A 24,075-nucleotide genomic window follows, 5' to 3' on the forward strand; every position below is an offset into this window, starting at 1 on the left:
GAATTTCGCCTGCCCCCGCCCACAGGGGTCCGCCGCCCTACGGCACGACCACGATCTTGCGGCCGACCCCTGACGCGAACTGCTCCAGCGCCTGCGGGTACCGCTCCAGCGGGATGCGGTCGCTGATGAAGACGTCGGGGTCGAGGACACCGTTCGCGAAGAGTTCCGCCGCGCGCTCGAAGCTGTGCAGCACCGCCATCGAGCCGGTGATGGTGATCTCCTGGTTGTAGATGCGGTACGGGTCGATCGTCACGCGGGTCGCGTAGTCGGCCACGCCGAACTGGAGGAACGTGCCGGCCTTCGCCACCCGGTCCAGACCGTCCTGGATCGCCGCCGCGTTGCCCGTGGCGTCGACGACCAGGTCCCAGCCCTGCGGGCGGTCGAGTTCGTCCGGGCTCGCGGCCGACGCCGAGACGCCGAGGCGGCGGGCCGTCTCCAGGCGGGCCGGGTTCACGTCGACGACATCCACGCTCGCCGCGCCCGTGCGCTTGGCCAGCTCCAGCATCATCAGGCCCATCGTGCCGGAGCCGTAGATCAGGACGTGCGCGCCGAGGCGGGAGCGGAGCACGTCGTAGCCGCGTACCGCGCAGGACAGGGGCTCCACCAGGGCCGCGTCCTGGGTGCGGACGTGGTCGGGGAGCTTCACGCAGTTCGCCACCGGGGCGAGCGCGTACTTCGCCGCGCCTCCGGCCGTCGTGACGCCGATCGCCGCCCAGCGTTCGCAGAGGTTGTTGTGGCCGGTGCGGCAGTAGCGGCACTCGTAGCAGTAGAGGGAGGGGTCGACCGCGACCCTGTCGCCCACCGACAGTTCCGTGACCTGGGTGCCGACCCCGACCACCTCGCCCGCGAACTCGTGCCCGGGCACGATCGGCAGCTGGGGGGCGAACTCGCCCTGGAGGATGTGCAGGTCCGTGCCGCACAGCCCGCAGGCCGCGACCTCGACGACGACCTCGCGCGGCCCTGGCGTCGGGTCCGGGACCTCGGCGACGACGGCCTTGCCCACGGACTCGATGACGGCGGCCTTCATTTGACGGCTCCCAACGACAGGCCCTGGACCAGCTTGTCCTGGGCGGCGAACCCCGCGGCGAGCACCGGCAGGGAGATGACGAGCGACGCGGCGCACACCTTCGCCAGGAACAGGCCCTGGCTGGTGATGAAGCCGGTCAGGAAGACGGGGGCGGTCTCGGCGACCACACCCGTGAGCACCCGGGCGAACAGCAGCTCGTTCCAGCTGAAGATGAAGCAGATCAGGGCGGTGGCGGCGATGCCGGGGAGGGAGATCGGGGCGACCACGCGCGCGAGGATCGTGGGCAGCCGGGCCCCGTCCACCTTCGCCGCCTCGATCACCGCGACCGGGATCTCGGCGAGGAACGACTGCATCATCCACACCGCGATCGGCAGGTTCATGGAGGTGTAGAGGATGACCAGCAGCCAGATGTTGTCGAGCATCCCGGCGTTCTTGGCGAAGAGGTAGATCGGGAGCAGGCCCGCGACCGCCGGCAGCATCTTGGTGGAGAGGAAGAAGAACAGCACGTCCGTCCACTTGCGGACGCGGTTGATCGACAGCGCGTACGCCGCCGGGAAGGCCAGCAGCAGGACCAGCAGGGTCGAGGCCACGGACGCGACGGTGGAGTTGATCAGCGCCGGCCAAGGGCTCGCGCCGCCGCCCGCGCCGAAGAACTCGCGGTAGCCGTCCAGGGTCAGGGCGGCGGCGAAGGACGGCGGGTTGGTCGCCGCGTCCTGCTCGGAGTGGAAGGACGTCAGTGCCATCCACGCGATGGGCAGGAAGAAAGCGATGCCGAGCAGCCAGGCCAGCAGGCCGAGGCCCGCACCCTTGCCTCGGACACGGCTCACACGCAGGGCGTTCGTGCTCATGCGCCGGACACCTCCTCGCGGAACAGGGACGACACCACGCGCAGGGCGAAGGTCGCGATGATGATCGAGCCGATGACCACCAGGACGCCCGCGGCCGAGGCGAGGCCGTTCTCGTGGGCCTGGTAGAAGCTCTGGTAGACGGTGTAGGGGAGGTTGGCGGTGCCCAGGCCGCCGGACGTGATCGTGAAGACGGCGTCGAAGTTCTGGACGATGTAGATCGAGCCCAGCAGGGCGCCCAGTTCGAGGTAGCGGCGCAGATGCGGGAGCGTCAGGTGGACGAAGATCTGCCAGTCGCTCGCGCCGTCGACCCGGGCCGCCTCGATCTGCTGGTGGTCACGGCTCTGCAGGCCGGCCAGCAGGATCAGCATCATGAACGGCGTCCACTGCCAGACGAGCGACGCCTCGACCGCGAGCAGCGGGGTGTTGGAGATCCAGTCGGGCTGTGGGCCGCCCACATAGTGCAACAACCCGTTGAACAGGCCGTATTCGGGGTTGTAGAGCACATGCTTCCAGAGCAGGGCCGCCGCGACCGGTACCACCAGGAAGGGTGCGATCAGCAGCGTCCGTACGATGCCCCGGCCGCGGAACTTCCGGTCCAGGAGCAGGGCGAGCACGAGTCCCAGGACCAGGCTGGCCAGGACCACCGCCACCGTCAGCAGGACGGTCGTCCACACCGACTGGCGCAGGTCCGCGTCGGTGAGGACCTCCTGGTAGTTGCCGAGGCCCGTGAAGTGCCGGGCGTCGGGATAGAGGGAGTTCCAGTCGAAGAAGGAGATCACCAGCGTGGCCACGAAGGGCAGCTGGGTGACGACGATCATGAAGATCAGGGCGGGGAGCAGCGGGGCGCGGGTGGCCCAGGCACGCAGGCGGGCGGAGGGCCGGCGGACCGGGGTGCGCGTCTCGGGAGCGGCCACGGGGGCCGTGGTCATGGCGGTCATCGTCCCTCGTACTCCTCGGAGATCTTCTCGGCGAGCGCCTGCGACTTCTTCAGGGCCGACTCGACTGACTGGCGTCCGGCGATGGCCGCGCTGATCTCCTGCGAGACCTTGGTGCCGAGGTCGGTGAACTCGGGGATGCCGACGAACTGGATGCCGGGCGCGGGCCGCGGCTGCACGCCGGGATCGTTCGGCCGGGCCCCCTCGATGGCCTCCTTGGTCATCTCCTGGAAGGCGGCGGCCTCCTTGCGGTAGTCGGCGTTGGCATACGTCGACGCCCGCTTGCCGGCGGGCACGTTGGACCAGCCGATCTGGTCGCCGACCAGTTGCTCGTACTTCTTGCCGGACGCCCAGGAGACGAATTTCCAGGCGTCGTCGGAGTTGCGGGAGGCCTTCTGGATGCCCCAGGCCCAGGTGTAGAGCCAGCCGGAGGACCTCGTCTTCTCCACGGGGGCGGGGGCGTAGCCGATCTTGCCCTTGACCGGGGAGTTCGCCGCCTCCAGGGATCCGGCCGCGGAGGTGGCGTCGTACCACATGGCGACCTTGCCCTGGGTCATGTTGTTCAGGCACTCGGCGAAGCCGGACTGGGCGGCGCCGGACTCGCCGTGCTCGCGGACCAGGTCGACATAGAACTTCGTCGCCTTCTCGAACTCGGGGGAGTCGAGCCGCGCCTTCCAGTCCTTGTCGAACCAGGTGCCGCCGAAGGTGTTCACGACGGTGGTCAGGGGGGCCATCACCTCGCCCCAGCCGGGCAGTCCGCGCAGGCAGATGCCCTTCATGCCCGGTTCGGCGCCGTCCGCCTTCGCCGCGAGGTCCGCCACCTGCTGCCAGGTGGGGTGCGCGGGCATCGTCAGGCCCTTCTTCCGGAACACGTCCTTGCGGTACATCAGGAACGACGACTCGCCGTAGAAGGGCTGGCCGTAGAGCTTGCCGTCGTCGCCGGTGAGGGACTGGCGCATCGGCTTCAGGACGTCCTGCTCGTCGTAGGCCGGGTCCTTGGCCAGATAGCCGTTCATCTCGTGCAGCCAGCCGTTGCGGGCATAGATCGGGATCTCGTAGTTGGACAGCGTGGCGACGTCGTACTGGCCGGCCTGGTTGGCGAAGTCCTGGCTGATCTTGTCGCGGACGTCGTTCTCGGGCAGGACGGTGAAGTTGACCTTGATGCCGGTCTCTTTGGTGAAGTGGGCGCGGGTGAGCTTCTGGAGCTCGACCATCTGGGGGTTGTTGACCATCAGGACGTTGATGGCGTCACCGCCGGATCCGGCCCCGCCCGCGCCGACCCAGCAGCCGGAGAGCAGCGGGGCGAGCAGCGTCCCTGCGGCGGCCATGGCGAGCGTGGCTCGCGGTGGCCGTCGTCGGCTCTGGGTTCGCATGGATCGCTCCTGGATGTATGGGGAGATAAGGGGCATCGCAGGGCGTGAAGGTGCCCTGTGGGAACAAGGGGTGAAGGGGTGTAGGGGCGGTGGGTGGTCAGACCCGGATGACCTGCGGTCCGAGCAGGGAGTAGCGGTGGGCCTCGGCCGCGGGCAGCAGGGTGCTCGTCACGATCGTCTCCAGCGCGCCGACCTCGGCGAACCGGCAGAAGCTGACCGCTCCGAACTTGGTGTGCACCCCCGCGAAGACCGTGCGGCGGGCGGCCCGGATCGCCTGGGTCTTGACCTCGCTGACGGCCGGGTCGGGGGTGGTGAGGCCGTGCTCGCGGGAGATGCCGTTGGCGCCGATGTACGCGAGGTCGACCACGAAACCGGCCAGCATCTTCGTCGTCCAGTGGTCGACGGTGGCGAGGGTGCCGGAGCGGACCCGGCCGCCGAGCAGCAGGACGGACACGGTGTCGGTCCCGGCGAGGGCGCCGGCGACGGGGAGGGACGCGGTGACCACGGTCAGCGGCCGGTCCCGGGGGAGTGCCTCGGCGATGAGCTGGGGGGTGAAGCCCTCGTCGACGAAGACGGTCTCGGCGTCGCCGAGGAGTTCGGCGGCGGCGGTCGCGATGCGGCGTTTCTCGGGGACGTGGCTGGTGGCGCGGAAGGCGAGCGTCGTCTCGAAGCCGGCGCTCTCCACCGGGTAGGCGCCGCCATGGGTGCGGCGGAGCAGGCCGTGGTCCTCCAGGACACGCAGGTCCCGCCGTACGGTCTCCTTGGCCACGCCGAGTTCGGCGGCGAGGGCGGTGACATCGACCGAGCCGGCGCGCCGTGCGGCCAGCACGATCTCGCGCTGGCGTTCTTCCGCGGTTCTGGTCATGGCCGTCACCCGCCTTCCTGCTGTGCTGCCCGTTCGGACCCTCGGTGGGCCATGGGGGAAGTTCTACAGCGGGTGCTCCACGGCGACCAGGTCTGTTGCGGAAGTGTTCGTGCCCGGATGTGCCCGTTCGGTCTCGGACTTGCGGCGCGTGCCACACGGGAGTCGTGGCCGTGTGCGGGTGTGTTGTGGCTGGTCGCGCGGTTCCCCGCGCCCCTGGGGGCGCTGTCCGACCGCATCCGTGCGTGCCCGGATGCCCGAGCGGGCGGGCCCGTTTCCTGCCCGCCCGCCCTCTCGCGCCGGCTCTTTCCGGTCAGTACGGCCAGATCGGCGGGTCCGTCACGAAGTGGCCGCCGAGGTAGGCGTGCGCCTCGTTCTCCGGGTCCAGCTCGCCCTGCTCGGCGATGAGCTTCTCGGCCCACGGCTCGGAGTCGTCCTGCGGCTCGTAGCCGAGCGCCCGGGCTGTGGCGAGGTCCCACCACAGCCGGGTGTTGGCGGAGGAGCCGTGGACGACGGTGTGGCCGACATGCTCGGCGGTCAGGGCCGCGTGGAAGAGGCGGGCACCGTCGGCGGGGCTCATCCACACCGAGAGCATGCGCACGCTGGTCGGCTCGGGGAAGCAGGAGCCGATCCGCACCGAGACCGTCTCCAGGCCGTGCTTGTCCCAGTAGAGCTGCGCGAGGTCCTCGCCGAAGCACTTGGATAGGCCGTAGAAGGTGTCCGGGCGGCGGGGGGTGTCGACCGGGATCAGCGGGTCGTCGCCCTGGGGGCGAGGGGTGTAGCCGACGGCGTGGTTGGAGGAGGCGAAGACGATCCGGCCGACGCCCTCCTCGCGGGCGGCCTCGTACAGGTGGTAGGTGCCCTCGATGTTCGCCTTGAGGATCTTCTCGAACGGGGCTTCCAGGGAGATGCCCGCGAGGTGGATGATCGCGTCGACGCCGCGGACCGCCTCGCGCACGGCGTCCTTGTCGGAGAGGTCGGCGGTGATCGCGTCCGGGGCGCCCTCGATCGGGCGCATGTCGAGCAGGCGCAGCTCGTAGCCGTAGTCCGGGAGCAGCTCCCGCATCAGGGTGCCGAGGCCACCGGCGGCGCCGGTGAGCAGGACGGTGCGGGGAGCGGGCATCCTCGGTCTCCTTGAATCTCCCACCGTGCAGATGGGTGCACGGCATCCGTGCAGATGACTGCACGGAATTCATATGCGTGGACACGCTAAGGATCCGGGACGGAGCCCGTCAAGTATGCCGCGAAAAGAGCGAATCCGCTGGTGCGTGGCGGGTTCGCGCGCTTGACCGGCGTCGCGGCGGCGCCTTAGCGTGGAGCTGTTCAGAAATATAGACGACAATCATGAATATGGAACCGGGAGAGTTCGTGACGTCAGCCCCTCTCGCCGCCCGCCTCGACATCCCCAGCGGACCGCTGTTCTTCCCGGTCACCGCCTACGGCCCCGACGGCTCCGTAGACCTCGACACCTACCGCACACACGTGCGCCGCGGAGTGGAGGCAGGAGCCGCCGCCGTGTTCGCCTGCTGCGGCACCGGCGAGTTCCACGCGCTCACGCCCGAGGAGTTCGAGGCGTGCGTACGGGTGGCCGTCGAGGCGGCCGAGGGGCGCGTGCCGGTCGTCGCGGGCGCCGGGTACGGCACCGCGCTCGCCGTGCGTTATGCCCGCATCGCCGAGTCTGCCGGGGCGGACGGGCTGCTCGCCATGCCGCCGTACCTCGTCGTCGCCGGGCAGGAGGGCTTGCTGCGGCACTACCGTGAGATCGCCGCCGCGAGCCCCCTGCCGGTCATCGTCTACCAGCGGGACAACGCCGTCTTCACGCCGGAGACCGTCGTCGAACTGGCCCGTACCGACGGGATCATCGGCCTCAAGGACGGGCTCGGCGACCTCGACCTCATGCAGCGCGTCATCAGCGCCGTGCGCTGCGAGGTCCCCGGCGACTTCCTCTACTTCAACGGCCTGCCGACCGCCGAACAGACCCAGCTCGCCTACCGCGCCCTGGGTGTCACGCTCTACTCGTCCGCCGTCTTCTGCTTCGCGCCGGAGATCGCCCTCGCCTTCCACCAGGCGCTCCGCAGCGGTGACGACAGCGTGGCGGAGAAGCTGCTGGACGGCTTCTACCGCCCCTTCGTCGAGCTGCGCGCCCAGGGCCGCGGCTACGCCGTCGCGCTGGTCAAGGCCGGCGTCCGGCTGCGCGGACTGGACGTGGGGGAGGTGCGGCCCCCGCTGCACGCGCCGACCGGGGATCATGTCAAGCAGCTCGCCGAAGTGATCGAGCGCGGCTACGCGTTGCTTGAGGAGGCCAAGTGAAGGCGTCGGCATTCGTCTACCCCTGGGACGTCAACGGGGACCCGGAGGCGCCCGCGCGGATCGCCGCGCTGGGAGTGGAGCAGGTGACGCTCGCCGCCGCCTACCACTCCACGCGCGCGCTCACGCCCCGCCACCCGCGTCACCGCATCGTCACCGCCGAGCACGCCGCCGTGCTGTACCCGGCGGACGACCGCTGGGACGGGCGCGAGCTGCGCCCCTACCCGGCCGGTGACTGGGCCCCCGGGGACGCCTTCGGCGGGGCCGCCACCGCGCTCACGGGCGCCGGCCTTGAGGTGCACACCTGGGTCGTCCTCGCGCACAACTCCCGCCTGGGCGCCGAGCACCCGGGCACCTCGGTCGTCAACGCCTACGGCGACCGCTACCCCTGGGCGCCCTGCATCGCGCAGCCCGCCACCCGCGCGTACCTGACCGACCTGGCCGCCGAGGCGGCCGTACGGCCCGGGGCGCGCGGTACCGAGCTGGAGTCCCTCGGCTGGTACGGCCTGCAGCACCTGCACGCCCACGACAAGACCGGCGGCGTCGGCCTCGGCGACGCCGGGCAGTACCTGATGGCGCTGTGCTTCTGCCCGTCCTGCCGGGAGGGCTACGGCCGGCACGGCCTGGACGCCGACGAGCTGGCCGCCGCCGTACGGACCGCGCTGGAGCCGGTGTGGCAGGGGGTGACGCCCTCCGACGGCGGCTGGGCGGGTGTCGAGAAGCTCCTCGGCGAGACGCTCGCGAACACCACGCGCGCGTACCGCGACGCAACCGCCCGCACGCTCCAGGAGAAGGCCGTGGCGGCGGTCCGGGCGGTCGCGCCCGACGGCTTCCAGGTGCTGCTGCACGCGGACCCGGTGTCCTACCACGTCGGTGCGAACCCAGGGGTCGACCCGGCGCACATCCTGTCCGTCGCGGACGGGGTGGTCGTGCCCTGCGCGGGCGGCACCGGCACTCTGACGCCGTTCGCCCGGCAGGGCAGGCAGGGCGCGGTCATCGCAGCCAACTTCACCGTGGTCTCCGGCATGGGCGGCAGCCCCGGCACCCTCGCTGCCGACGCGGCCGAGGCCCGGCGGCTCGGCGCCACCGAACTGCGGCTGTATCACGCCGGATTGGCGTCCGACGGCGACCTGGAGACCGTTCGCTCCGCTCTCGCCCGGCTCTGAAACAGCGGGGCCGCCGTCACCAGCAGGGCCACGCCCAGGCCCACCAGCACCGGCCGGTGGCTCACCAGCTCGACCAGGGCCGCCCCGGCGGCCAGCCCGGCCACGTTCGGCGTGTACACGAGCGTGTGGGCGGTGGCGGTGACCCGGCCCAGCAGCGGGCCCGGCGTCTCGCGCTGCACGGACGTCAGCGTGGCGATCAGCACCGCGGGCAGCCCCGCACCGATCGCCGCGCCGCACACCAGCGCCAGCGGGTCGGACGGCACCGCCCGCAGGGCCACGGCGACGGCCAGCAGGGCAATGCCGTAGGCCGCGAAGCGCCGCTCGCCCAGGCGGCGCAGGGCGGTGCCGGAGCACAGGCCGACCGCGACCGACCCGGCGCCCTGTACGGCGTACAGCACACCGGCGTACGCGGGGGAGCGCCCGAGATCGTCGACGACGGCGTAGACCATCGCCCCGTTCAGGCCGGCGCACAGCATGGTGGCGCCGCCCGCCAGCACCAGGGGGCGCAGCAGAGGGTGCGCCCACAGATGGCGGGCGCCCTCGGCGGTCCGCTCCCGGCGGCTGCCGGTGGGCGGCGCGGGCTTGTCCTCCTCCACCCGCAGCAGCGCGTACACGCCCGTGGCCAGGACGAACGTCGCCGCGTCCAGGAGAGCGACGCTCGCGCCGCCGTACGCCGCGTACAGGCCCGCGCCCGCCAGCGGGGCCAGGAGTTTCATACCCTCCGTGGCCGTCATGCGCAGGCCGTTGAAGTCGCCGAGCAGGGACGGGTCGACGGCGGTCGCCACCAGCGCCGACTCGGCCGCGTCGTGGACGACGCCCGCCGCGCCGTACACGAACAGCACCGCGTACAGCAGCCACAGGTCGCCCGGGGCGTCGACGCTCACGAGGGTGAGCAGCAGGGCCCCCAGCAGCAAGTTCACGCCGATCAGCAGAGGTTTGCGGCGGCCTCGGTCGGCGAGCGTGCCCAGCAGCGGTCCGGCCAGGGTCGGCAGCCACATGGCGAGCAGGCACAGCGCGGCCAGGCCGTCCGAGCCGGTGAGGTCCTTCACCCACACGCCGGACGCCAGCCACAGCGCCGAGGTGCCGAAGCCGGAGACCACCACGCCGGAGAGGCACAGCCCCGCGTCGCGGTCGCGCAGGACCCGCACTACGGGCCAGGCCGTTGTGTTCGTCATGCCTGGTCATCGTGGTACTAAGGCCCGCGAGCGGGGATCGGGCACGTGGCGTAGAAAACGGGCGGCCGGACGATGAGTTCCGCGGTCGCCGTCGGTCTACCTCCCAGGAGACGAAACCAGGAGGAACAGCGGATGACCGACACCACCGAGACCCTCGACCTCGGCCCGCAGACGGCGGTCCTGGCGCGCCTGGCCGAAGGCGTCACCGACGAGCACCTGGCGGCCCCGACGCCCTGCCCGGAGTACGCGGTGCGCCACCTGCTGGGCCACCTGGTCGGGCTGACCGTCGCCTTCCGCGACGCCGGCCGCAAGGACCTGGGCGTCACCACCGGCACCAGCCCGGACTCCGCGCTCCCGGACCTCGGGCCCGGCTGGCGCGAGGAGCTGCCCAAGGTCCTCGCGGAACTGGCCGAGGCCTGGCGCGACCCGGCCGCCTGGACCGGCATGACCCGGGCCGGCGGCGTGGACCTGCCCGGCGAGATCGCGGGGCTCGTCGCCACCGACGAACTGGTGATCCACGGCTGGGACCTGGCCCGCGCGACCGGCCAGGCGTACACCCCCGACCCGGCCGCGCTCCAGATCTGCCACGACTTCCTCGCCGCGTCGGTCGACGACCCCAGCCGGGCGAGATCTTCGGCCCCGTCGTCCCCGTCCGGCCGGACGCGCCCCTGCTGGACCGGGCGGTGGGGCTGAGCGGGCGGGATCCGGGGTGGGCGCCCAAGTCGTAGAAAGCGATTGCTACTTCCTTCGTCAGAAGCATTGACGAAACAAACGCGCCCTCTTAACGTCATCGCGTCGTACTTCGTACGTCATATATGAGACGCGATACGCGAGATCCGATACGCGATCCCCCTCGGGGACGCGAGATCCGAGAGGCGCGCATGACCTCTGTGCCCACGCCGATCCCCTCCCGCACGCAGTACGTGCTGGAGGGGATCAAACACCGCATCCTCACCGGGCAGTTGACGCCCGGCCAGGCGCTGGTCGAGACCGAGCTCGCCGCGCAGTTCGGGGTGTCGAAGACCCCGGTGCGCGAAGCGCTCAAGACCCTCGCCGGAACCGGGCTGGTCGTGATGAGCCAGTACAAGGGCGTCACGGTGCGCATGGTGGACGCGGACATGGCGCGCGAGGTCTACGACGTCCGGCTGCTGCTGGAGCCCGAGGCGCTGAAGCGGGCCGTGCACCGCGGGGCCTCCCTGGAGGCCGCCCGCGACGCGCTGACCCGGGCGGACGCCGCCACCGACACCGCCGAACGCTCCCTGGCCAACCGGGAGTTCCACCGCGCCCTGTACCTGCCGTGCGGCAACCCGCTGCTCGGCCGGATGCTCGACGAGGTCCGCGACCAGGCCGCCCTCGTCTCCGCCGTCGCGTGGGCCGCCTCGCCCTCCTGGGAGCGGGAGGCCGGCGAGCACCGCGAGATCCTCCGGCTCGCCCTCGACGGCGACGCCGACGGCGCTGCCCGCGCCCTGCACTCCCACATCGCGTCCTTCGTGCAGCGTGCTTTCCCCCAGGCGGAACTGGAACAGGAAGGTCAGGAATGAGCAGCGTGGCGTTCGAGACCCAGCGGGCGGCCCTGGCCGACGTGGTGGCGATCCCGGTGACGCCGTTCGCCGAGGACGGCTCCGTCGAGCAGGACACCTACCGGGCCCTGCTGCGCCGCCTGCTCGACGGCGGCATCACCACCCTCACCCCGAACGGCAACACCGGCGAGTTCTACGCCCTGACCCCCGAGGAGCGCCGGCTCGTCACGGAGCTGACGATCGACGAGGCCGGGGAGCGGGCCGTCATCCTGGTCGGCGTCGGGCACGACATCCCGACCGCCGTCGCCTCCGCCCGGCACGCCCGTGATCTCGGCGCCCAGATGGTGATGGTCCACCAGCCCGTCCACCCGTACGTCTCCCAGGCCGGCTGGGTCGACTACCACCGGGCCATCGCGCAGGCCGTGCCGGAGCTGGGTGTCGTCCCGTACATTCGCAACGCGCAGCTCCCCGGTGCCCGGCTCGCCGAACTCGCCGACGCCTGCCCGAACGTCATCGGCGTGAAGTACGCCGTCCCGGACGCCGCCAGGTTCGCGGCCTTCGCCCGGGACGCGGGTCTGGAGCGGTTCGTGTGGGTCGCCGGGCTCGCCGAGCCGTACGCCCCCTCCTACTTCTCCGCGGGCGCCACCGGCTTCACCTCCGGGCTGGTGAACGTCGCCCCGGCGGTCTCCATGAACATGATCGAGGCGCTGCGCTCCGGCGACTACCCGGCCGCCATGAAGGTCTGGGAGCAGATCCGCCGCTTCGAGGAACTGCGCGCCGACAGCGGCTCCGCCAACAACGTCACCGTCGTCAAGGAGGCCCTCGCCTCCCTCGGACTGTGCCGCCGCGAGGTCCGCCCGCCGAGCAGGCAACTGCCCGAGGGCGAGCGGGCCGAGGTCGCCGCCATCGCCGCCGGGTGGTCGATATGAGCACACCGAAGAAGCGTCCGGAGGACCTGCGCAGCCACCAGTGGTACGGCACCGAAGGGCTGCGTACCTTCAGCCACCGCGCCCGCACCCGCCAGCTCGGCTATCTGCCCGAGGAGCACCTCGGCAAGCCCGTCATCGCGATCCTCAACACCTGGTCCGACATCAACCCCTGCCACGTCCATCTGCGCGACCGCGCCCAGGCCGTGAAGCGGGGGGTGTGGCAGGCCGGTGGTTTCCCGCTGGAGTTCCCGGTCTCGACCCTGAGCGAGACCTTCCAGAAGCCGACCCCGATGCTCTACCGCAACATGCTCGCCATGGAGACGGAGGAGCTGCTGCGGTCGTACCCGGTCGACGGGGCCGTCCTGATGGGCGGCTGCGACAAGTCGACACCCGCCCTGCTCATGGGCGCGGCGAGCGCGGACCTGCCGGCGGTGTTCGTGCCGGCCGGGCCCATGCTGCCGGGCCACTGGCGCAACGAGGTGCTCGGTTCCGGCACCGACATGTGGAAGTACTGGGACGACAAGCGGGCCGGTGTCATCGGCGACTGCGAGATGCAGGAGCTGGAGAGCGGCCTCGCCCGCTCGCCCGGCCACTGCATGACGATGGGCACGGCCTCCACCCTGACCGCCGCCGCCGAGGCCCTCGGCGTCACGGTCCCTGGCGCCTCCAGCATCCCGGCCGTGGACTCCGGGCACGACCGGATGGCCGCCAGGGCGGGGATGACGATCGTCGACCTGGTCCACAAGGACCGCAAGCTGAGCGACATCCTCACCGCCGAGGCCTTCGAGGACGCCGTGACGACCGTGCTCGGTCTCGGCGGCTCCACGAACGCCGTGATCCACCTGATCGCCATGGCCGGCCGCGCGGGCGTCCGCCTCACCCTCGACGACTTCGACCGCATCGCCCGCACGGTCCCGGTGCTGGCCAACGTACGGCCCGGCGGTCAGACGTACCTGATGGAGGACTTCCACTTCGCGGGCGGTCTGCCCGGATTCCTCTCCCGGATCACGGACCTGCTCCACCTGGACCGGCCGACGGTCTCGCACGACACGCTGCGCGAGCAGATCGCCGGCGCGCAGGTGCACAACGACGACGTCATCAGGACCCGGGACAACCCGGTCGCCGCCGAGGGCGGGGTCGCCGTGCTGCGCGGCAACCTCTGCCCGAACGGCGCCGTCATCAAGCACATCTCCGCCGAGCAGCACCTGCTCAAGCACACCGGTCCGGCCGTCGTCTTCGACGACTACAAGACCATGCAGCGCACCATCAACGACCCTTCGCTCGGCATCACCCCCGACCACGTGCTCGTGCTGCGCAACGCCGGCCCGAAGGGAGGCCCGGGCATGCCCGAGTACGGGATGCTGCCGCTGCCCGACTACCTGCTCAAGCAGGGCGTGCGGGACATGGTCCGCATCTCCGACGCCCGGATGAGCGGCACGAGTTACGGCGCCTGCGTGCTGCACGTGGCTCCCGAGTCGTACGTGGGCGGACCGCTCGCCCTCGTCCGCACCGGTGACCCCATCACCCTCGACGTCGAGGCGCGCACCCTCCATCTCCACGTGGACGACGAGGAGTTGGAGCGGCGCCGGGCGGACTGGACGCCGCCGCCCACTCGGTACGAGCGCGGCTACGGAGCGCTCTACAACGAGCAGATCACGCAGGCCGACACCGGCTGCGACTTCGAATTCCTGGCCCGCACGGGCAAGGTGCAGGACCCGTACGCGGGCTGAACCACCGCACCACCCGAGTACCTCAGCACGACCCGGCACGACCCTGCCCGGGGAGAAAGCGCTTCCCGCGCACCGACGCACGACGTACCACGACGTACTGAGAACGGAGAACAGTCATGGCCCAAGCCGCAGCCGTGGCGAAACCGCCCGCGCCACCCCGGCGGCGCCGTGCCTCCGCCACGCCGCGCAGGTTGCCGTACCTGCTGATCGCACCGGCGGCGCTGCTGATGCTGGGCTTCATCGCCTACCCGGTCATCAGCGTCTTCTACTACAGCCTGCAGAACTACAACCCCACCAAGCCGTGGCGGAACGGATACGCGGGCTTCGACAACTTCGTCCACGCCTTCACCAAGGACCCGGTCTTCTGGGACACCCTCGTCTTCAGCGCCAAGTGGGTCTTCGTCGAGGTCGGCCTCCAGTTGCTGTTCGGTCTCGCGCTCGCCCTCATCGTCAACCAGACCTTCGTGGGCCGGGGCCTGGGACGCGCGATGGTCTTCTCCCCGTGGGCCGTCTCCGGCGTGCTCACCTCCGCGATCTGGGTGCTGCTCTACAACTCCCAGACGGGCATCACCCGTTACCTCGCGGACATCGGCATCGGCTCCTACGGGACCAGTTGGCTGTCGGACACCTCCACCGTCTTCCCGGCGGCGATCGTGGCCGACCTGTGGCGCGGGGTGCCCTTCTTCGCGATCCTCATCCTCGCCGACCTCCAGTCCGTCTCGAAGGACCTCTACGAGGCCGCCGAGGTCGACGGGGCCAGCCGCCTCAAGCAGTTCTGGCACATCACGCTGCCCCACCTGAAGGACGCCATCATCCTGTCCACGCTGCTGCGCGCGGTCTGGGAGTTCAACAACGTAGACCTGCTCTACACGCTGACCGGCGGCGGCCCGGCGGGTGAGACGACCACGCTGCCGCTGTACATCGCCAACACATCCGTCGACGCCCACAACTTCGGCTACGCGTCGGCCCTGACCACGGTGGCGTTCGTGATCCTGCTCTTCTGCTCGATGGTCTATCTGCGGCTGAGCAAGTTCGGAGGCGAGAGCAAGTGAGCGTCAAGGAAGCCACCAAGGCGGCGCCCGCTTTGGCGCCCACGGCCCCCGAACCGCCGCGTCCCGCCAAGGGGAAGCGCGCCTGGGACGAGGCGCCCCGCTGGCAGATCTACCTGCCCCTGGGGATCTACCTGGTCTTCACCCTCATCCCCTTCTACTGGATCCTGTTGTTCGCCCTGCGCCCGGCCGGCTCGACCTCGCTGGTGCCCTGGCCGATGACCTTCGATCACTTCGAGAAGGTGTGGACGGAGCGCAGCTTCGGCACCTACTTCGCCAACAGCGTGCTCGTCGGCGTCGCCACCCTGGTCATGACGACCCTCGTCGCCCTGGCCGGCGGCTACGCCCTCGCCCGGTTCGACTTCAAGATCAAGCGGGCGTTCATGCTGGGCCTGCTGTGCTCCCAGTTCGTGCCGGGCGCGCTGCTGCTGGTCCCGCTGTTCGAGATCTTCGCCGAACTCCAGATGATCAACAGCCTCGGCAGTGTCATCCTCGCCGAGACGGTCTTCCAGCTGCCGCTGTCGATGATCCTGATCAGCAACTTCATCAAGAACGTGCCGTACTCCCTGGAGGAGGCGGCTTGGGTGGACGGCTGCAACCGCATGACGGCCTTCCGGATCGTCGTGCTGCCGCTGCTGCGGCCGGGCCTGATCGCCGTGGGTTCCTTCGCCTTCGTGCACTCCTGGAACCACTTCCTGTTCGCCCTGATGTTCCTCAACAACCAGGACAAGCAGACCATCCCGGTCGGCCTGAACACCCTGATGAGCGCGGACAGCGTCGACCTGGGCGCCCTCGCCGCGGGCGGCATCATCGCGGCCGTGCCGGTCGTGATCGTGTTCGCCTTCATCCAGAAGTGGCTGATCACCGGGTTCAGCGCGGGGGCGGTGAAGGGATGAGACTGCGCCAACTCGCCGTCGCGGCAGGTCTGGTGGGCGTGCTCTGCGTCCCCGCGCACGCCGAGGCACGGGACATCGGCCGCGACACCCTGCCCGCGAACGACGGCTGGGCCTCCGAGGGGGCGGGCACCACCGGAGGGGCCGCGGCCGACGACGCCCACGTCTTCACCGTCACCGACCGGACCCAGCTGGTCCGCGCCCTCGACGGCGGCAGCGACACCCCGAAGATCATCAGGATCGCCGGGACCATCGACGCCAACACCGACGACGACGGCGACCGTCTCGACTGCTCCGACTACGCCACCGGCGGCTACAGCCTGAAGAAGTACCTCGCCGCCTACGACCCCCGCACCTGGGGCGCCGCCAAGCCCAGCGGCCCGCAGGAGGAGGCCCGCCAGGCCTCCGCCGCCCGGCAGGCCGAGCGGGTCGTGCTGCCCGTCGGCTCCAACACCACGATCGTCGGGCTCGGCGACTCGGCCGTCCTGAAGGGCGCGAGCCTCCAGGTGCGGAACGCGGACAACGTGATCATCCGCAACCTCGACATCCGCGACGCCTACGACTGCTTCCCCGTCTGGCAGCCCAACACCGGCGGCCTCGGCGACTGGAAGACGGCGTACGACGCGATCGGGCTGGCCGGCGCCACCCATGTCTGGGTCGACCACGTGACGTTGAGCGACAAGGGCCACCCGGACGCCCAGGAGCCCACCCACTTCGCCCGCAACTACCTGCGCCACGACGGCCTGCTGGACATCACGAACGGCTCCGACCTGGTGACCGTGTCCTGGAGCCGGTTCGCCGACCACGACAAGGCGATGCTCATCGGCAACGGCGACACCGCCACCGGCGACCGCGGCAAGCTCCGGGTCACCCTGCACCACAACGCGTTCGAGTCGGTCGTCCAGCGCGCCCCGCGCGTCCGCTTCGGCCAGGTGCACCTCTACAACAACCGCTACGAGATCACCGACGACGACTACCGCTACTCCCTCGGTGTCTCCACCGAGTCGAAGATCTACGCCGAGAACAACGCCTTCCACGCGCCCGGCCATGTCGAGGTCGCCGACCTGGTCAAGAGCTGGAACGGCAGCGCCCTGCACCAGAGCGGCACGCTGTTCAACGGCTTTCCGGTCGACCTGCTCATGATCTACAACGCCTACAACTCGGGCAGCGAGCGCGACCTGACGGGCGACGTCGGCTGGACGCCCGCCCTGCACGGGCGGATCGACAGCGCCGCCGCTGCCGACCGGGCGGTGGCCCGCGGCGCGGGTGCGGGGAGGATCCCATGACCGGTCGCATGATCGACTCCATGAACACACCTCTGCCCGTCGTCCTCGCCGGCGCCCGGGGCCACGGCCGCTGGCACGTCGAGAACATCCGCCGCCTCCAGAAGCAGGGCCTCGTCCGGCTGGCCGGCGTCTGCGAACTGACGCCGCTGACCGAGGCGGAGCTCGACGGCCTCGGCACCCCCGAGCAGTCCGCCGACTTCGGTGCCCTGCTGGACTCCACCGGTGCCCGGATCGCCGTGATCTGCACACCGATCCCGACCCACACCGACCTGGCGCTCACGGCGGCCGAGCGGGGTGTGCACCTCCTGCTGGAGAAGCCGCCCGCCCCCTCGTACGCGGAGTTCCGCCGCATGGCCGACGGGGTCGCTGCGGCCGGGGTCGTCTGCCAGATCGGCTTCCAGTCGCTGGGCTCGCACGCCCTGCCCGCCATCCGCGCGCTGATCGCCGAAGGGGCGATCGGGCAGCTGGTCGGGCTCGGCGGGGCCGGTGCCTGGGTGCGCGGCGAGGACTACTTCCGGCGGGCGCCCTGGGCGGGCAAGCGGCGGATGGACGGCGTCGACGTGATCGACGGGACGCTGACCAACCCGCTCGCCCACGCCGTCGCCACCGCACTCGCCCTCGGCGGCAGCACCCGCGCCGAGGACGTCACCGGCATCGAGACCGAACTGCTGCGCGCCAACGCCATCGAGTCCGACGACACCTCCTGCGTCCGGATCGGCACTGCCCAGGGCCACCCGGTCACCGTCGCCGCGACCCTGTGCGCCGAGCGGGCGGACGAACCGTACGTCCTCGTGCACGGCAGCACCGGCCGGATCACCTTCTGGTACAAGCAGGACCGCGTGCTGCTCCAGCGCGCGGGGCACGGCCCGGAGGAGTTCGAGTACGGCCGCACCGACCTGCTGGAGAACCTCGTCGCGCACCTGACCACCGGTGCGGACCTGCTGGTCCCGCCGGAGGAGACCGGCGCCTTCATGAAGGTCGTGGAGGCCATCCGCACGGCGCCCGACCCGGCGCCGCTGCCGGACACCGCCTGGCACCGCGTCCCCGGCGAGAACCGCCGGGTGGTCCCCGGCATCGACGGGCTCGTCGCGGCCGCCGCCGACACCCTCTCCCTCTACTCCGAGCTGGGCGCCCCCTGGGCACTGGGCGCGGAGCACCTGTCGAAAGAGGTGAGCACCAGATGACCAGCAGCAACGACACGGCGGTGCTGCGTGTCGCGGGACGTCCGGTCGGCCGGTACGTCACCCGGCCCGAGCTGCCGGCGCGGCTCTCCCCGCGCCCGTATCTGCACCCCGTCACCACCCTGGCCGGCACGGCGGTCACCGAACTGACCCCCGCCGACCACGCACACCACCTCGGCGTCGGTGTCGCCGTTCCCGACGTCGAGGGGTTCAACTTCTGGGGCGGGCGCACCTACGTCCGCGACCAGGGCCCGACCGAGCTGGACAACCACGGCGCCCAGCGGCACGTCACGTTCCAGCTGCGCGACCCGGACGGCTTCGTGGAGGAGCTGCGCTGGGTCGCCGCGGGCGGAGAGCTGCTGCGCGAGCGCCGTACGGTCGCGGCCACCGAGCTCACCGAACAGGCCTGGGCGCTGGACCTCACCTTCTCCCTCACCAACGTCACCAAGGACCCGCTGTCGATCGGCAGCCCGGCGACCAACGGGCGGCCGGGCGCGGCCTACGGTGGCTTCTTCTGGCGGGCCCGCAAGGAGTCCTCCGCGCCGGAGGTCTTCTCGGCCGGGGCCGAGGGCGAGGAGCAGGTCCACGGCCGCCCGGCCGACTGGCTCGCCCTGCGGGGCGGCACCTGGACGCTGGTCTTCGCCGGCGCCACCGAACAGACCCGCCAGGACCCGTGGTTCGTGCGCACCGAGGAGTACCCGGGCGTCGGCTCCTCACTGGCGTACGGCGAGCGGCTGCCCCTCCCGCCGGGCGAGACCGTCGTCCGCCGGGTCGTCACCGTCGTCGCCGACGGCCGCCTCGACCGCGACGCCGCGGCGGCCCTCGTCCGCAAGGCGGTGAGCCCGTGACCACCGAGACGTACCGCAACCCGATCCTGGACGCCGACTGGTCCGACCCGGACGTCGTCCGCGTCGGCGACGACTTCTACCTGACCGCGTCCAGCTTCGGCCGCGTCCCCGGACTGCCGTTACTGCACTCCCGTGACCTGGTGAACTGGACCCTGGTCGGCCACGCGCTCGAACGGCTGGAACCGGCGGAGGAGTTCGCCACGCCCCGCCACGACTGCGGCGTCTGGGCTCCGTCCCTCAGGTACCACGACGAACGCTTCTGGATCTTCTGGGGCGATCCCGACCAGGGCATCTTCCAGGTCAACGCCCCGGAGATCAGGGGCCCCTGGACCCGCCCGCACCTGCTGAAGGCCGGCAAGGGCCTGATCGACCCCTGCCCCCTGTGGGACGAGGAGACCGGCGAGGCCTATCTGGTCCACGCCTGGGCCAAGTCCCGCTCGGGCATCAAGAACCGCCTCACCGGGCACCGGATGCGCCCCGACGGCACCGAACTCCTCGACGAGGGCAAGGTGATCGTCGACGGCGACCGCATACCCGGCTGGTTCACCCTCGAAGGCCCCAAGCTCTACCGGCACGACGGCTGGTTCTGGATCCTCGCTCCCGCCGGGGGAGTGGAGACCGGCTGGCAGGGCGCCTTCCGCTCGCGCGGCTTCTTCGGGCCGTACGAGGAGCGGATCGTCCTGGAACAGAAGGACACCGACGTCAACGGCCCCCACCAGGGCGGCTGGGTGCGCACCCCGTCCGGTGAGGACTGGTTCCTGCACTTCCAGCAGCGCGGCGCCTACGGCCGGGTCGTGCACCTGCAGCCGATGCGCTGGGGTCCGGACGGCTGGCCGGTGCTCGGGGACGACGGCGCCCCCGTCGCCGTGCACCGCAGGCCCGGCCTGCCGCCGCAGCCGTCCGCCGCGCCCGCCACCGACGACGACTTCCCCGGCGGACGGTACGGCCGCCAGTGGCAGTGGACCGCCAACCCCGGCGACGGCTGGGCCACCCAGCACTCCGGGGACGGGCTCCGGCTGACCTGCGTCCGCTCGGCCGACGCGCACGACCTGCGCAAGCTGCCGAACGTGCTCACCCAGCGGCTGCCCGGCACGCCCTGCACGGTCGAGGTGGAGCTGCGGCTCGACAGCGACGAGCCCGGGGCCCGAGCCGGACTCGCGGTCCTCGGGGACGCGTTCGGCTGGATCGGCCTCCAGCGGGGCACGGACGGGACCGCGCACCTGGTGCACCGGTTCGCCGAGGCGGTCGCGGACGCCGAGCGCGACGCCGCCCACCCGCGGCTCGCACCCGGGGACCGGGCCCGGTTGCGGATCGAGATCGGCGCGGGCGCCCGCTGCCGCTTCTCGGCCGACGTCGGCGACGGCTTCCGGCCGTCGGGCCCGGTCTTCGCCGCCACCCCGTGGCGCTGGGTCGGCGCCCTGCTCGGCCTCGTCGCCCTCGCACCCGCCGGCCAGGGACACGCGGGCGCGGCGACGTTCACCCAGTTCCGGATCAGCGCCTCGTAAAGCACCTGAAGCCGTAAGCCTGTTGGGAGCCGCAATGACGCACCTCCGTAGCAAGCGCTTGTCGAGACCGGGGCACGGCAAGGTGGTGGCCGCCGTACTCGGCCTCGTCGCCGCGCTGGGCCTCGCGACCCTCGGGGACGCACAGGCGGCCCCGCAGTACCGGAAGGCCGGGCCCGCCACCGACCGCTGGACCGACCGGCCGCACGGCTTCGCCTCCCTCGCCGGCGGCACCACCGGCGGCGCGGGCGGCAAGGTGGTCACCGTCACCGATCAGGCGGCGCTGGCGAAGTACGCGGCGGCCGAGGAGCCGTACGTCATCCGCGTCAAGGGCTCCCTGGACATGGACCCCTTCGGCACGGAGATACCCGTCGCCTCCGACAAGACCATCATCGGCGTGAGCGACACCGCCGAGATCGTGCACGGCGGCTTCACCCTCGACCCCGGCACGCACAACGTCGTGATCCGCAACCTCACCATCCGCGACACGGCCGTCGAGGGCAACTGGGACTGCAAGGACACCGACTACGACGGCATCCGTCTCGACACGGCCCACCACGTGTGGATCGACCACATCCGCTTCTCGCGGATCTGTGACGGCCAGCTCGACATCCGCAAGGACAGCGAGTACGTCACCGTCTCCTACAACCAGTTCACGAACAACAACAAGACCTTCGGCATCGGCTGGACCCCGAACGTCAAGACGCAGATCACCGTCGACCACAACTGGTTCCGCGCCACCAAGCAGCGCAACCCGTCCGCCGACAACTGCGCCTACGCCCACCTCTACAACAACTACCTGTCCTCGCAGCTGTCCGACGGCGACCCCGTGTGGACGTACGGCAACTGGTCGCGCGGCCGGACCAGGATGGTCATCGAGAACAGCTTCTACGACGGCGTCCAGCACCCCTACCAGGCCGACGCCACCGCCGAGCTGGTGCAGCGGGGGTCGGTCCTGCGCAACACCACGGGCCGGCACGACGCGTGGGGCACGGCGTTCGACCCGCGCGCGTTCTACGACTACCGGCTCGACCCGGCCGCCGCCGTGCCCGCGCTGGTGAAGCGGTTCTCCGGACCGCAGAAGCGGATCGGCGGCCCTGCCGTCCTGCACGTCCCGGGCGACTACCCGACCGTGCAGGCAGCCGTGGACGCGGTGCCCGACGGCAACGACACCGCCGTCGAGATCGCCGTCGCGCCGGGCACCTACCGCGAGAAGGTGTACATCCCGGCGAGCAAGCCGAACATCGTGCTGCGCGGGACTGGACAGGACCGCTCCGACACCGTCATCGTCTTCGACACGCCCGCCGAGTACGGGGGTTCGACGGGGAGCGCCACCGTCCGGATCGCCGCGAACGACGTCACCGCACGCAACCTCACCTTCAGCAACGACTTCGACGAGGCCGCGCACGAGCTGAAGGGCGAGCAGGCGCTGGCGATGAAGACGACCGGCGATCGGATCGTCTTCGAGGACACCGCCTTCCTGGGCAACCAGGACACCCTGATGACCGACAGCCCCAAGCTGACCACCCTCAGCCGGGTCTACGTCCGCGACTCCTACATCGAGGGCGACGTCGACTTCGTCTACGGCCGGGCCACGACCGTGATCGAGCGTTCGGTGATCCGGGCGCTGAGCCGGGGCTCGGACACGAACAACGGCTACATCACGGCGGCCTCCACCTGGAAGGGCAACCCGTACGGGTTCCTGATCACCCGGTCGAAGATCGTCAGCGACGCCCCTGCCGGGAGCTTCCACCTGGGCCGGCCCTGGCACCCGGGCGGCGAGCCGGACGCGATCGCGCAGGTGCTGATCCGGGACACCGCGCTGCCGGCCGCGATCAAGTCCTCGCCGTGGACCGACATGAGCGGGTTCTCGTGGAAGGACGCCCGCTTCGCCGAGTACGGCAACCACGGCCCGGGTGCGACGGTCACCGCCGACCGTCCGCAGCTGAGCGACCAGGAGGCGCGGTCCCACACCGTGGCCGCCTACCTCAAGGGCACGGACGACTGGGCGCCCCACGCCCGCCACTGACCCCCCACACCCTCAAGTTCCGCTGGATCCAGAAGAAGAGAGCCGACCAATGAAGATCAGCAATCGCAGAAGCAGGCGCGCCGCCACGGCCGTCGCCCTGGGGGCCGTGCTCGCGCTGACCGTCACCGCCTGCGGCGACGACGGCAGCGGGGCGGGCGGTGACGAGGGCGCCGACGGGAGCGGCAAGGGCAAGATCGTCTTCTGGGACAACAACGGCGGTGTCCGCACCGAGATATGGAAGGAGGTCATCGCCGACTTCGAGAAGGCCAACCCGGACATCAAGGTCGAGTACGTCGGGATCGCCTCCACCGAGTACCAGTCCAAGGTCGACACCGCCCTCCAGGGCGGCGGTCTGCCGGACGTCGGCGGTGTCGGCGCGGCGATGCTCGCCGGGTTCGCCGCGCAGGGCGCGCTGGAGCCGCTGGACGAGCGGCTCGAGAAGTCCCCGCTCAACGGCAAGCTCAACAAGGACATGGTCGAGTCGCTGAAGGCGGCCGGCGGTGGCGACGACAAGCTGTACTCGATCCCGACCTCCGCCAACAACGGTGTGCTGTACTACCGCACCGACCTGTTCAAGAAGGCGGGTCTCCAGGAGCCCACGACGTGGGAGCGGTTCTTCACGGCCGCCGACAAGCTCACGAACAAGGGCAAGAACGAGTTCGGCTACACGATTCGTGGCGGCGCCGGTTCCATCGCCCAGGCGCTGGACGCCATGTACGGGCAGTCCGGGATCACCTCGTTCTGGGACTCCAGCGGTGAGAAGACCACCGTCAACGATCCCAAGAACGTGGCGGCGCTGGAGAAGTACGCGGCGCTGTACAAGAAGGTCACCCCCGCGGCCGACCTCAACAACGACTTCACCAAGATGGTGGCGCAGTGGGACTCCGGCACGATCGGGATGCTGAACCACAACCTCGGGTCGTACCAGGACCATGTGAAGGCGCTCGGCGTCGACAAGTTCCGCGGTATTCCGCAGCCGACCGGGCCCGGCGGGAAGCGGGTTCAGGTCTCCAACCCGGTCGACGGCATCGGGCTGTTCAAGAGCTCCAAGAACAAGGACGCCGCCTGGAAGTTCATCGAGTTCGCCACGTCGAAGGCGGAGAACTCGAAGTTCAACGAGGCGGCGGGGCAGGTGCCGGCGAACACGGATGCGGCGAAGGACGCGTGGATCTCGAAGGCCGAGCCCACGAAGCTGGCCGCTGACGCGTTGTCCGACGGGACGACGACGATCGTGCAGTTGCCGTACTACCTGCCGGACTGGAACACGATCTCCAAGGCCGACAATGAGCCGAACTTCCAGAAGGTGCTGCTCGGGAAGATGAGCGCGAAGGAATTCCTGGACACGTTGGCCGAGCAGCTGAACACCGCGCAGGAGGAGTGGAACCAGCAGAAGGGTTGATTTTTGCTGGGTTTCG

At 70.8% G+C, this 24,075-nt stretch carries 20 protein-coding genes and 1 pseudogene; 14 read left to right on the top strand and 7 right to left on the bottom strand.

The window, feature by feature from the left end; all coding sequences use genetic code 11:
* Positions 1-37: 37 nt before the first annotated feature.
* The 6 genes from AC07F0_RS15235 to AC07F0_RS15260 all read right to left on the bottom strand — a co-directional run bounded on the left by AC07F0_RS15235 (position 38) and on the right by AC07F0_RS15260 (position 6,168).
* Positions 38-1,027, bottom strand: a complete 990-nt coding sequence (locus tag AC07F0_RS15235; RefSeq protein WP_478978835.1) for a zinc-dependent alcohol dehydrogenase family protein — start codon at positions 1,025-1,027, stop codon at positions 38-40.
* Complete coding sequence (locus AC07F0_RS15240) at positions 1,024-1,875, bottom strand: carbohydrate ABC transporter permease (RefSeq protein ID WP_399410324.1); 852 nt, start codon at positions 1,873-1,875, stop codon at positions 1,024-1,026. The genes AC07F0_RS15235 and AC07F0_RS15240 overlap by 4 nt, the downstream gene beginning before the upstream one ends.
* Positions 1,872-2,813 (bottom strand): carbohydrate ABC transporter permease, encoded by a 942-nt coding sequence (locus tag AC07F0_RS15245; RefSeq protein WP_399410326.1) that lies wholly within the window; start codon positions 2,811-2,813, stop codon positions 1,872-1,874. Before AC07F0_RS15245 ends, AC07F0_RS15240 begins: the two co-directional genes overlap by 4 nt.
* The gene (locus AC07F0_RS15250; RefSeq protein WP_478978838.1) at positions 2,810-4,183 is read right to left on the bottom strand and encodes an ABC transporter substrate-binding protein; all 1,374 of its coding nucleotides are present in this window, start codon (positions 4,181-4,183) and stop codon (positions 2,810-2,812) included. The genes AC07F0_RS15245 and AC07F0_RS15250 overlap by 4 nt, the downstream gene beginning before the upstream one ends.
* A 97-nt stretch (positions 4,184-4,280) precedes the next feature.
* Complete coding sequence (locus tag AC07F0_RS15255) at positions 4,281-5,048, bottom strand: DeoR/GlpR family DNA-binding transcription regulator (protein ID WP_399410330.1); 768 nt, start codon at positions 5,046-5,048, stop codon at positions 4,281-4,283.
* Positions 5,049-5,358: 310 nt separating this feature from the next.
* Positions 5,359-6,168: an NAD-dependent epimerase/dehydratase family protein gene (locus AC07F0_RS15260; RefSeq protein WP_478978841.1), complete on the bottom strand. Its 810-nt coding sequence runs from the start codon at positions 6,166-6,168 to the stop codon at positions 5,359-5,361.
* A gap of 245 nt (positions 6,169-6,413) precedes the next feature.
* On the opposite strand from AC07F0_RS15260, the gene AC07F0_RS15265 reads away from it, so the two are divergent.
* Together AC07F0_RS15265 and AC07F0_RS15270 are read left to right on the top strand one after the other, a co-directional pair.
* Positions 6,414-7,355, top strand: a complete 942-nt coding sequence (locus tag AC07F0_RS15265) for a 5-dehydro-4-deoxyglucarate dehydratase (RefSeq protein ID WP_478978844.1) — start codon at positions 6,414-6,416, stop codon at positions 7,353-7,355.
* Positions 7,352-8,518, top strand: a complete 1,167-nt coding sequence (locus AC07F0_RS15270) for a hypothetical protein (protein ID WP_478978847.1) — start codon at positions 7,352-7,354, stop codon at positions 8,516-8,518. The genes AC07F0_RS15265 and AC07F0_RS15270 overlap by 4 nt, the downstream gene beginning before the upstream one ends.
* On the opposite strand, the gene AC07F0_RS15275 is transcribed toward AC07F0_RS15270, so the two are convergent.
* On the bottom strand, positions 8,455-9,693 hold the full coding sequence (locus AC07F0_RS15275; RefSeq protein ID WP_478978850.1) for an MFS transporter: 1,239 nt from the start codon (positions 9,691-9,693) through the stop codon (positions 8,455-8,457). The genes AC07F0_RS15270 and AC07F0_RS15275 overlap by 64 nt on opposite strands.
* 132 nt (positions 9,694-9,825) lie before the next feature.
* On the opposite strand from AC07F0_RS15275, the pseudogene AC07F0_RS15280 reads away from it, so the two are divergent.
* The 12 genes and pseudogenes from AC07F0_RS15280 to AC07F0_RS15335 all read left to right on the top strand — a co-directional run bounded on the left by AC07F0_RS15280 (position 9,826) and on the right by AC07F0_RS15335 (position 24,059).
* Positions 9,826-10,421: pseudogene (locus tag AC07F0_RS15280) on the top strand (TIGR03086 family metal-binding protein).
* 153 nt (positions 10,422-10,574) lie between these two features.
* A complete protein-coding gene (locus tag AC07F0_RS15285) occupies positions 10,575-11,234 on the top strand; it encodes a GntR family transcriptional regulator (protein ID WP_466097796.1) in 660 nt (219 codons plus the stop codon).
* Positions 11,231-12,142: a dihydrodipicolinate synthase family protein gene (locus tag AC07F0_RS15290; RefSeq protein WP_478978853.1), complete on the top strand. Its 912-nt coding sequence runs from the start codon at positions 11,231-11,233 to the stop codon at positions 12,140-12,142. The genes AC07F0_RS15285 and AC07F0_RS15290 overlap by 4 nt, the downstream gene beginning before the upstream one ends.
* Positions 12,139-13,872, top strand: a complete 1,734-nt coding sequence (gene araD / locus AC07F0_RS15295) for an L-arabinonate dehydratase (RefSeq protein ID WP_478978856.1) — start codon at positions 12,139-12,141, stop codon at positions 13,870-13,872. Before AC07F0_RS15290 ends, araD begins: the two co-directional genes overlap by 4 nt.
* 116 nt (positions 13,873-13,988) lie before the next feature.
* Positions 13,989-14,924, top strand: a complete 936-nt coding sequence (locus tag AC07F0_RS15300; protein ID WP_478978859.1) for a carbohydrate ABC transporter permease — start codon at positions 13,989-13,991, stop codon at positions 14,922-14,924.
* Positions 14,921-15,817 (top strand): carbohydrate ABC transporter permease, encoded by an 897-nt coding sequence (locus AC07F0_RS15305; protein WP_478978862.1) that lies wholly within the window; start codon positions 14,921-14,923, stop codon positions 15,815-15,817. The genes AC07F0_RS15300 and AC07F0_RS15305 overlap by 4 nt, the downstream gene beginning before the upstream one ends.
* Positions 15,814-17,100: a pectate lyase family protein gene (locus tag AC07F0_RS15310; protein ID WP_478978865.1), complete on the top strand. Its 1,287-nt coding sequence runs from the start codon at positions 15,814-15,816 to the stop codon at positions 17,098-17,100. Before AC07F0_RS15305 ends, AC07F0_RS15310 begins: the two co-directional genes overlap by 4 nt.
* Positions 17,097-18,284, top strand: a complete 1,188-nt coding sequence (locus tag AC07F0_RS15315; protein ID WP_478978867.1) for a Gfo/Idh/MocA family protein — start codon at positions 17,097-17,099, stop codon at positions 18,282-18,284. The genes AC07F0_RS15310 and AC07F0_RS15315 overlap by 4 nt, the downstream gene beginning before the upstream one ends.
* On the top strand, positions 18,281-19,129 hold the full coding sequence (locus AC07F0_RS15320) for a DUF6807 domain-containing protein (RefSeq protein ID WP_478978870.1): 849 nt from the start codon (positions 18,281-18,283) through the stop codon (positions 19,127-19,129). The genes AC07F0_RS15315 and AC07F0_RS15320 overlap by 4 nt, the downstream gene beginning before the upstream one ends.
* Positions 19,126-20,634 (top strand): glycoside hydrolase family 43 protein, encoded by a 1,509-nt coding sequence (locus tag AC07F0_RS15325; RefSeq protein ID WP_478978873.1) that lies wholly within the window; start codon positions 19,126-19,128, stop codon positions 20,632-20,634. The genes AC07F0_RS15320 and AC07F0_RS15325 overlap by 4 nt, the downstream gene beginning before the upstream one ends.
* A gap of 34 nt (positions 20,635-20,668) precedes the next feature.
* Positions 20,669-22,660, top strand: coding sequence for a pectinesterase family protein (locus AC07F0_RS15330; RefSeq protein ID WP_478978876.1), 1,992 nt, complete (start codon positions 20,669-20,671; stop codon positions 22,658-22,660).
* A gap of 49 nt (positions 22,661-22,709) precedes the next feature.
* A complete protein-coding gene (locus tag AC07F0_RS15335; RefSeq protein WP_478978879.1) occupies positions 22,710-24,059 on the top strand; it encodes an ABC transporter substrate-binding protein in 1,350 nt (449 codons plus the stop codon).
* The last annotated feature ends 16 nt before the right edge of the window (positions 24,060-24,075 follow it).

The sequence above is a fragment of the Streptomyces sp. NPDC045955 genome (assembly GCF_056430805.1).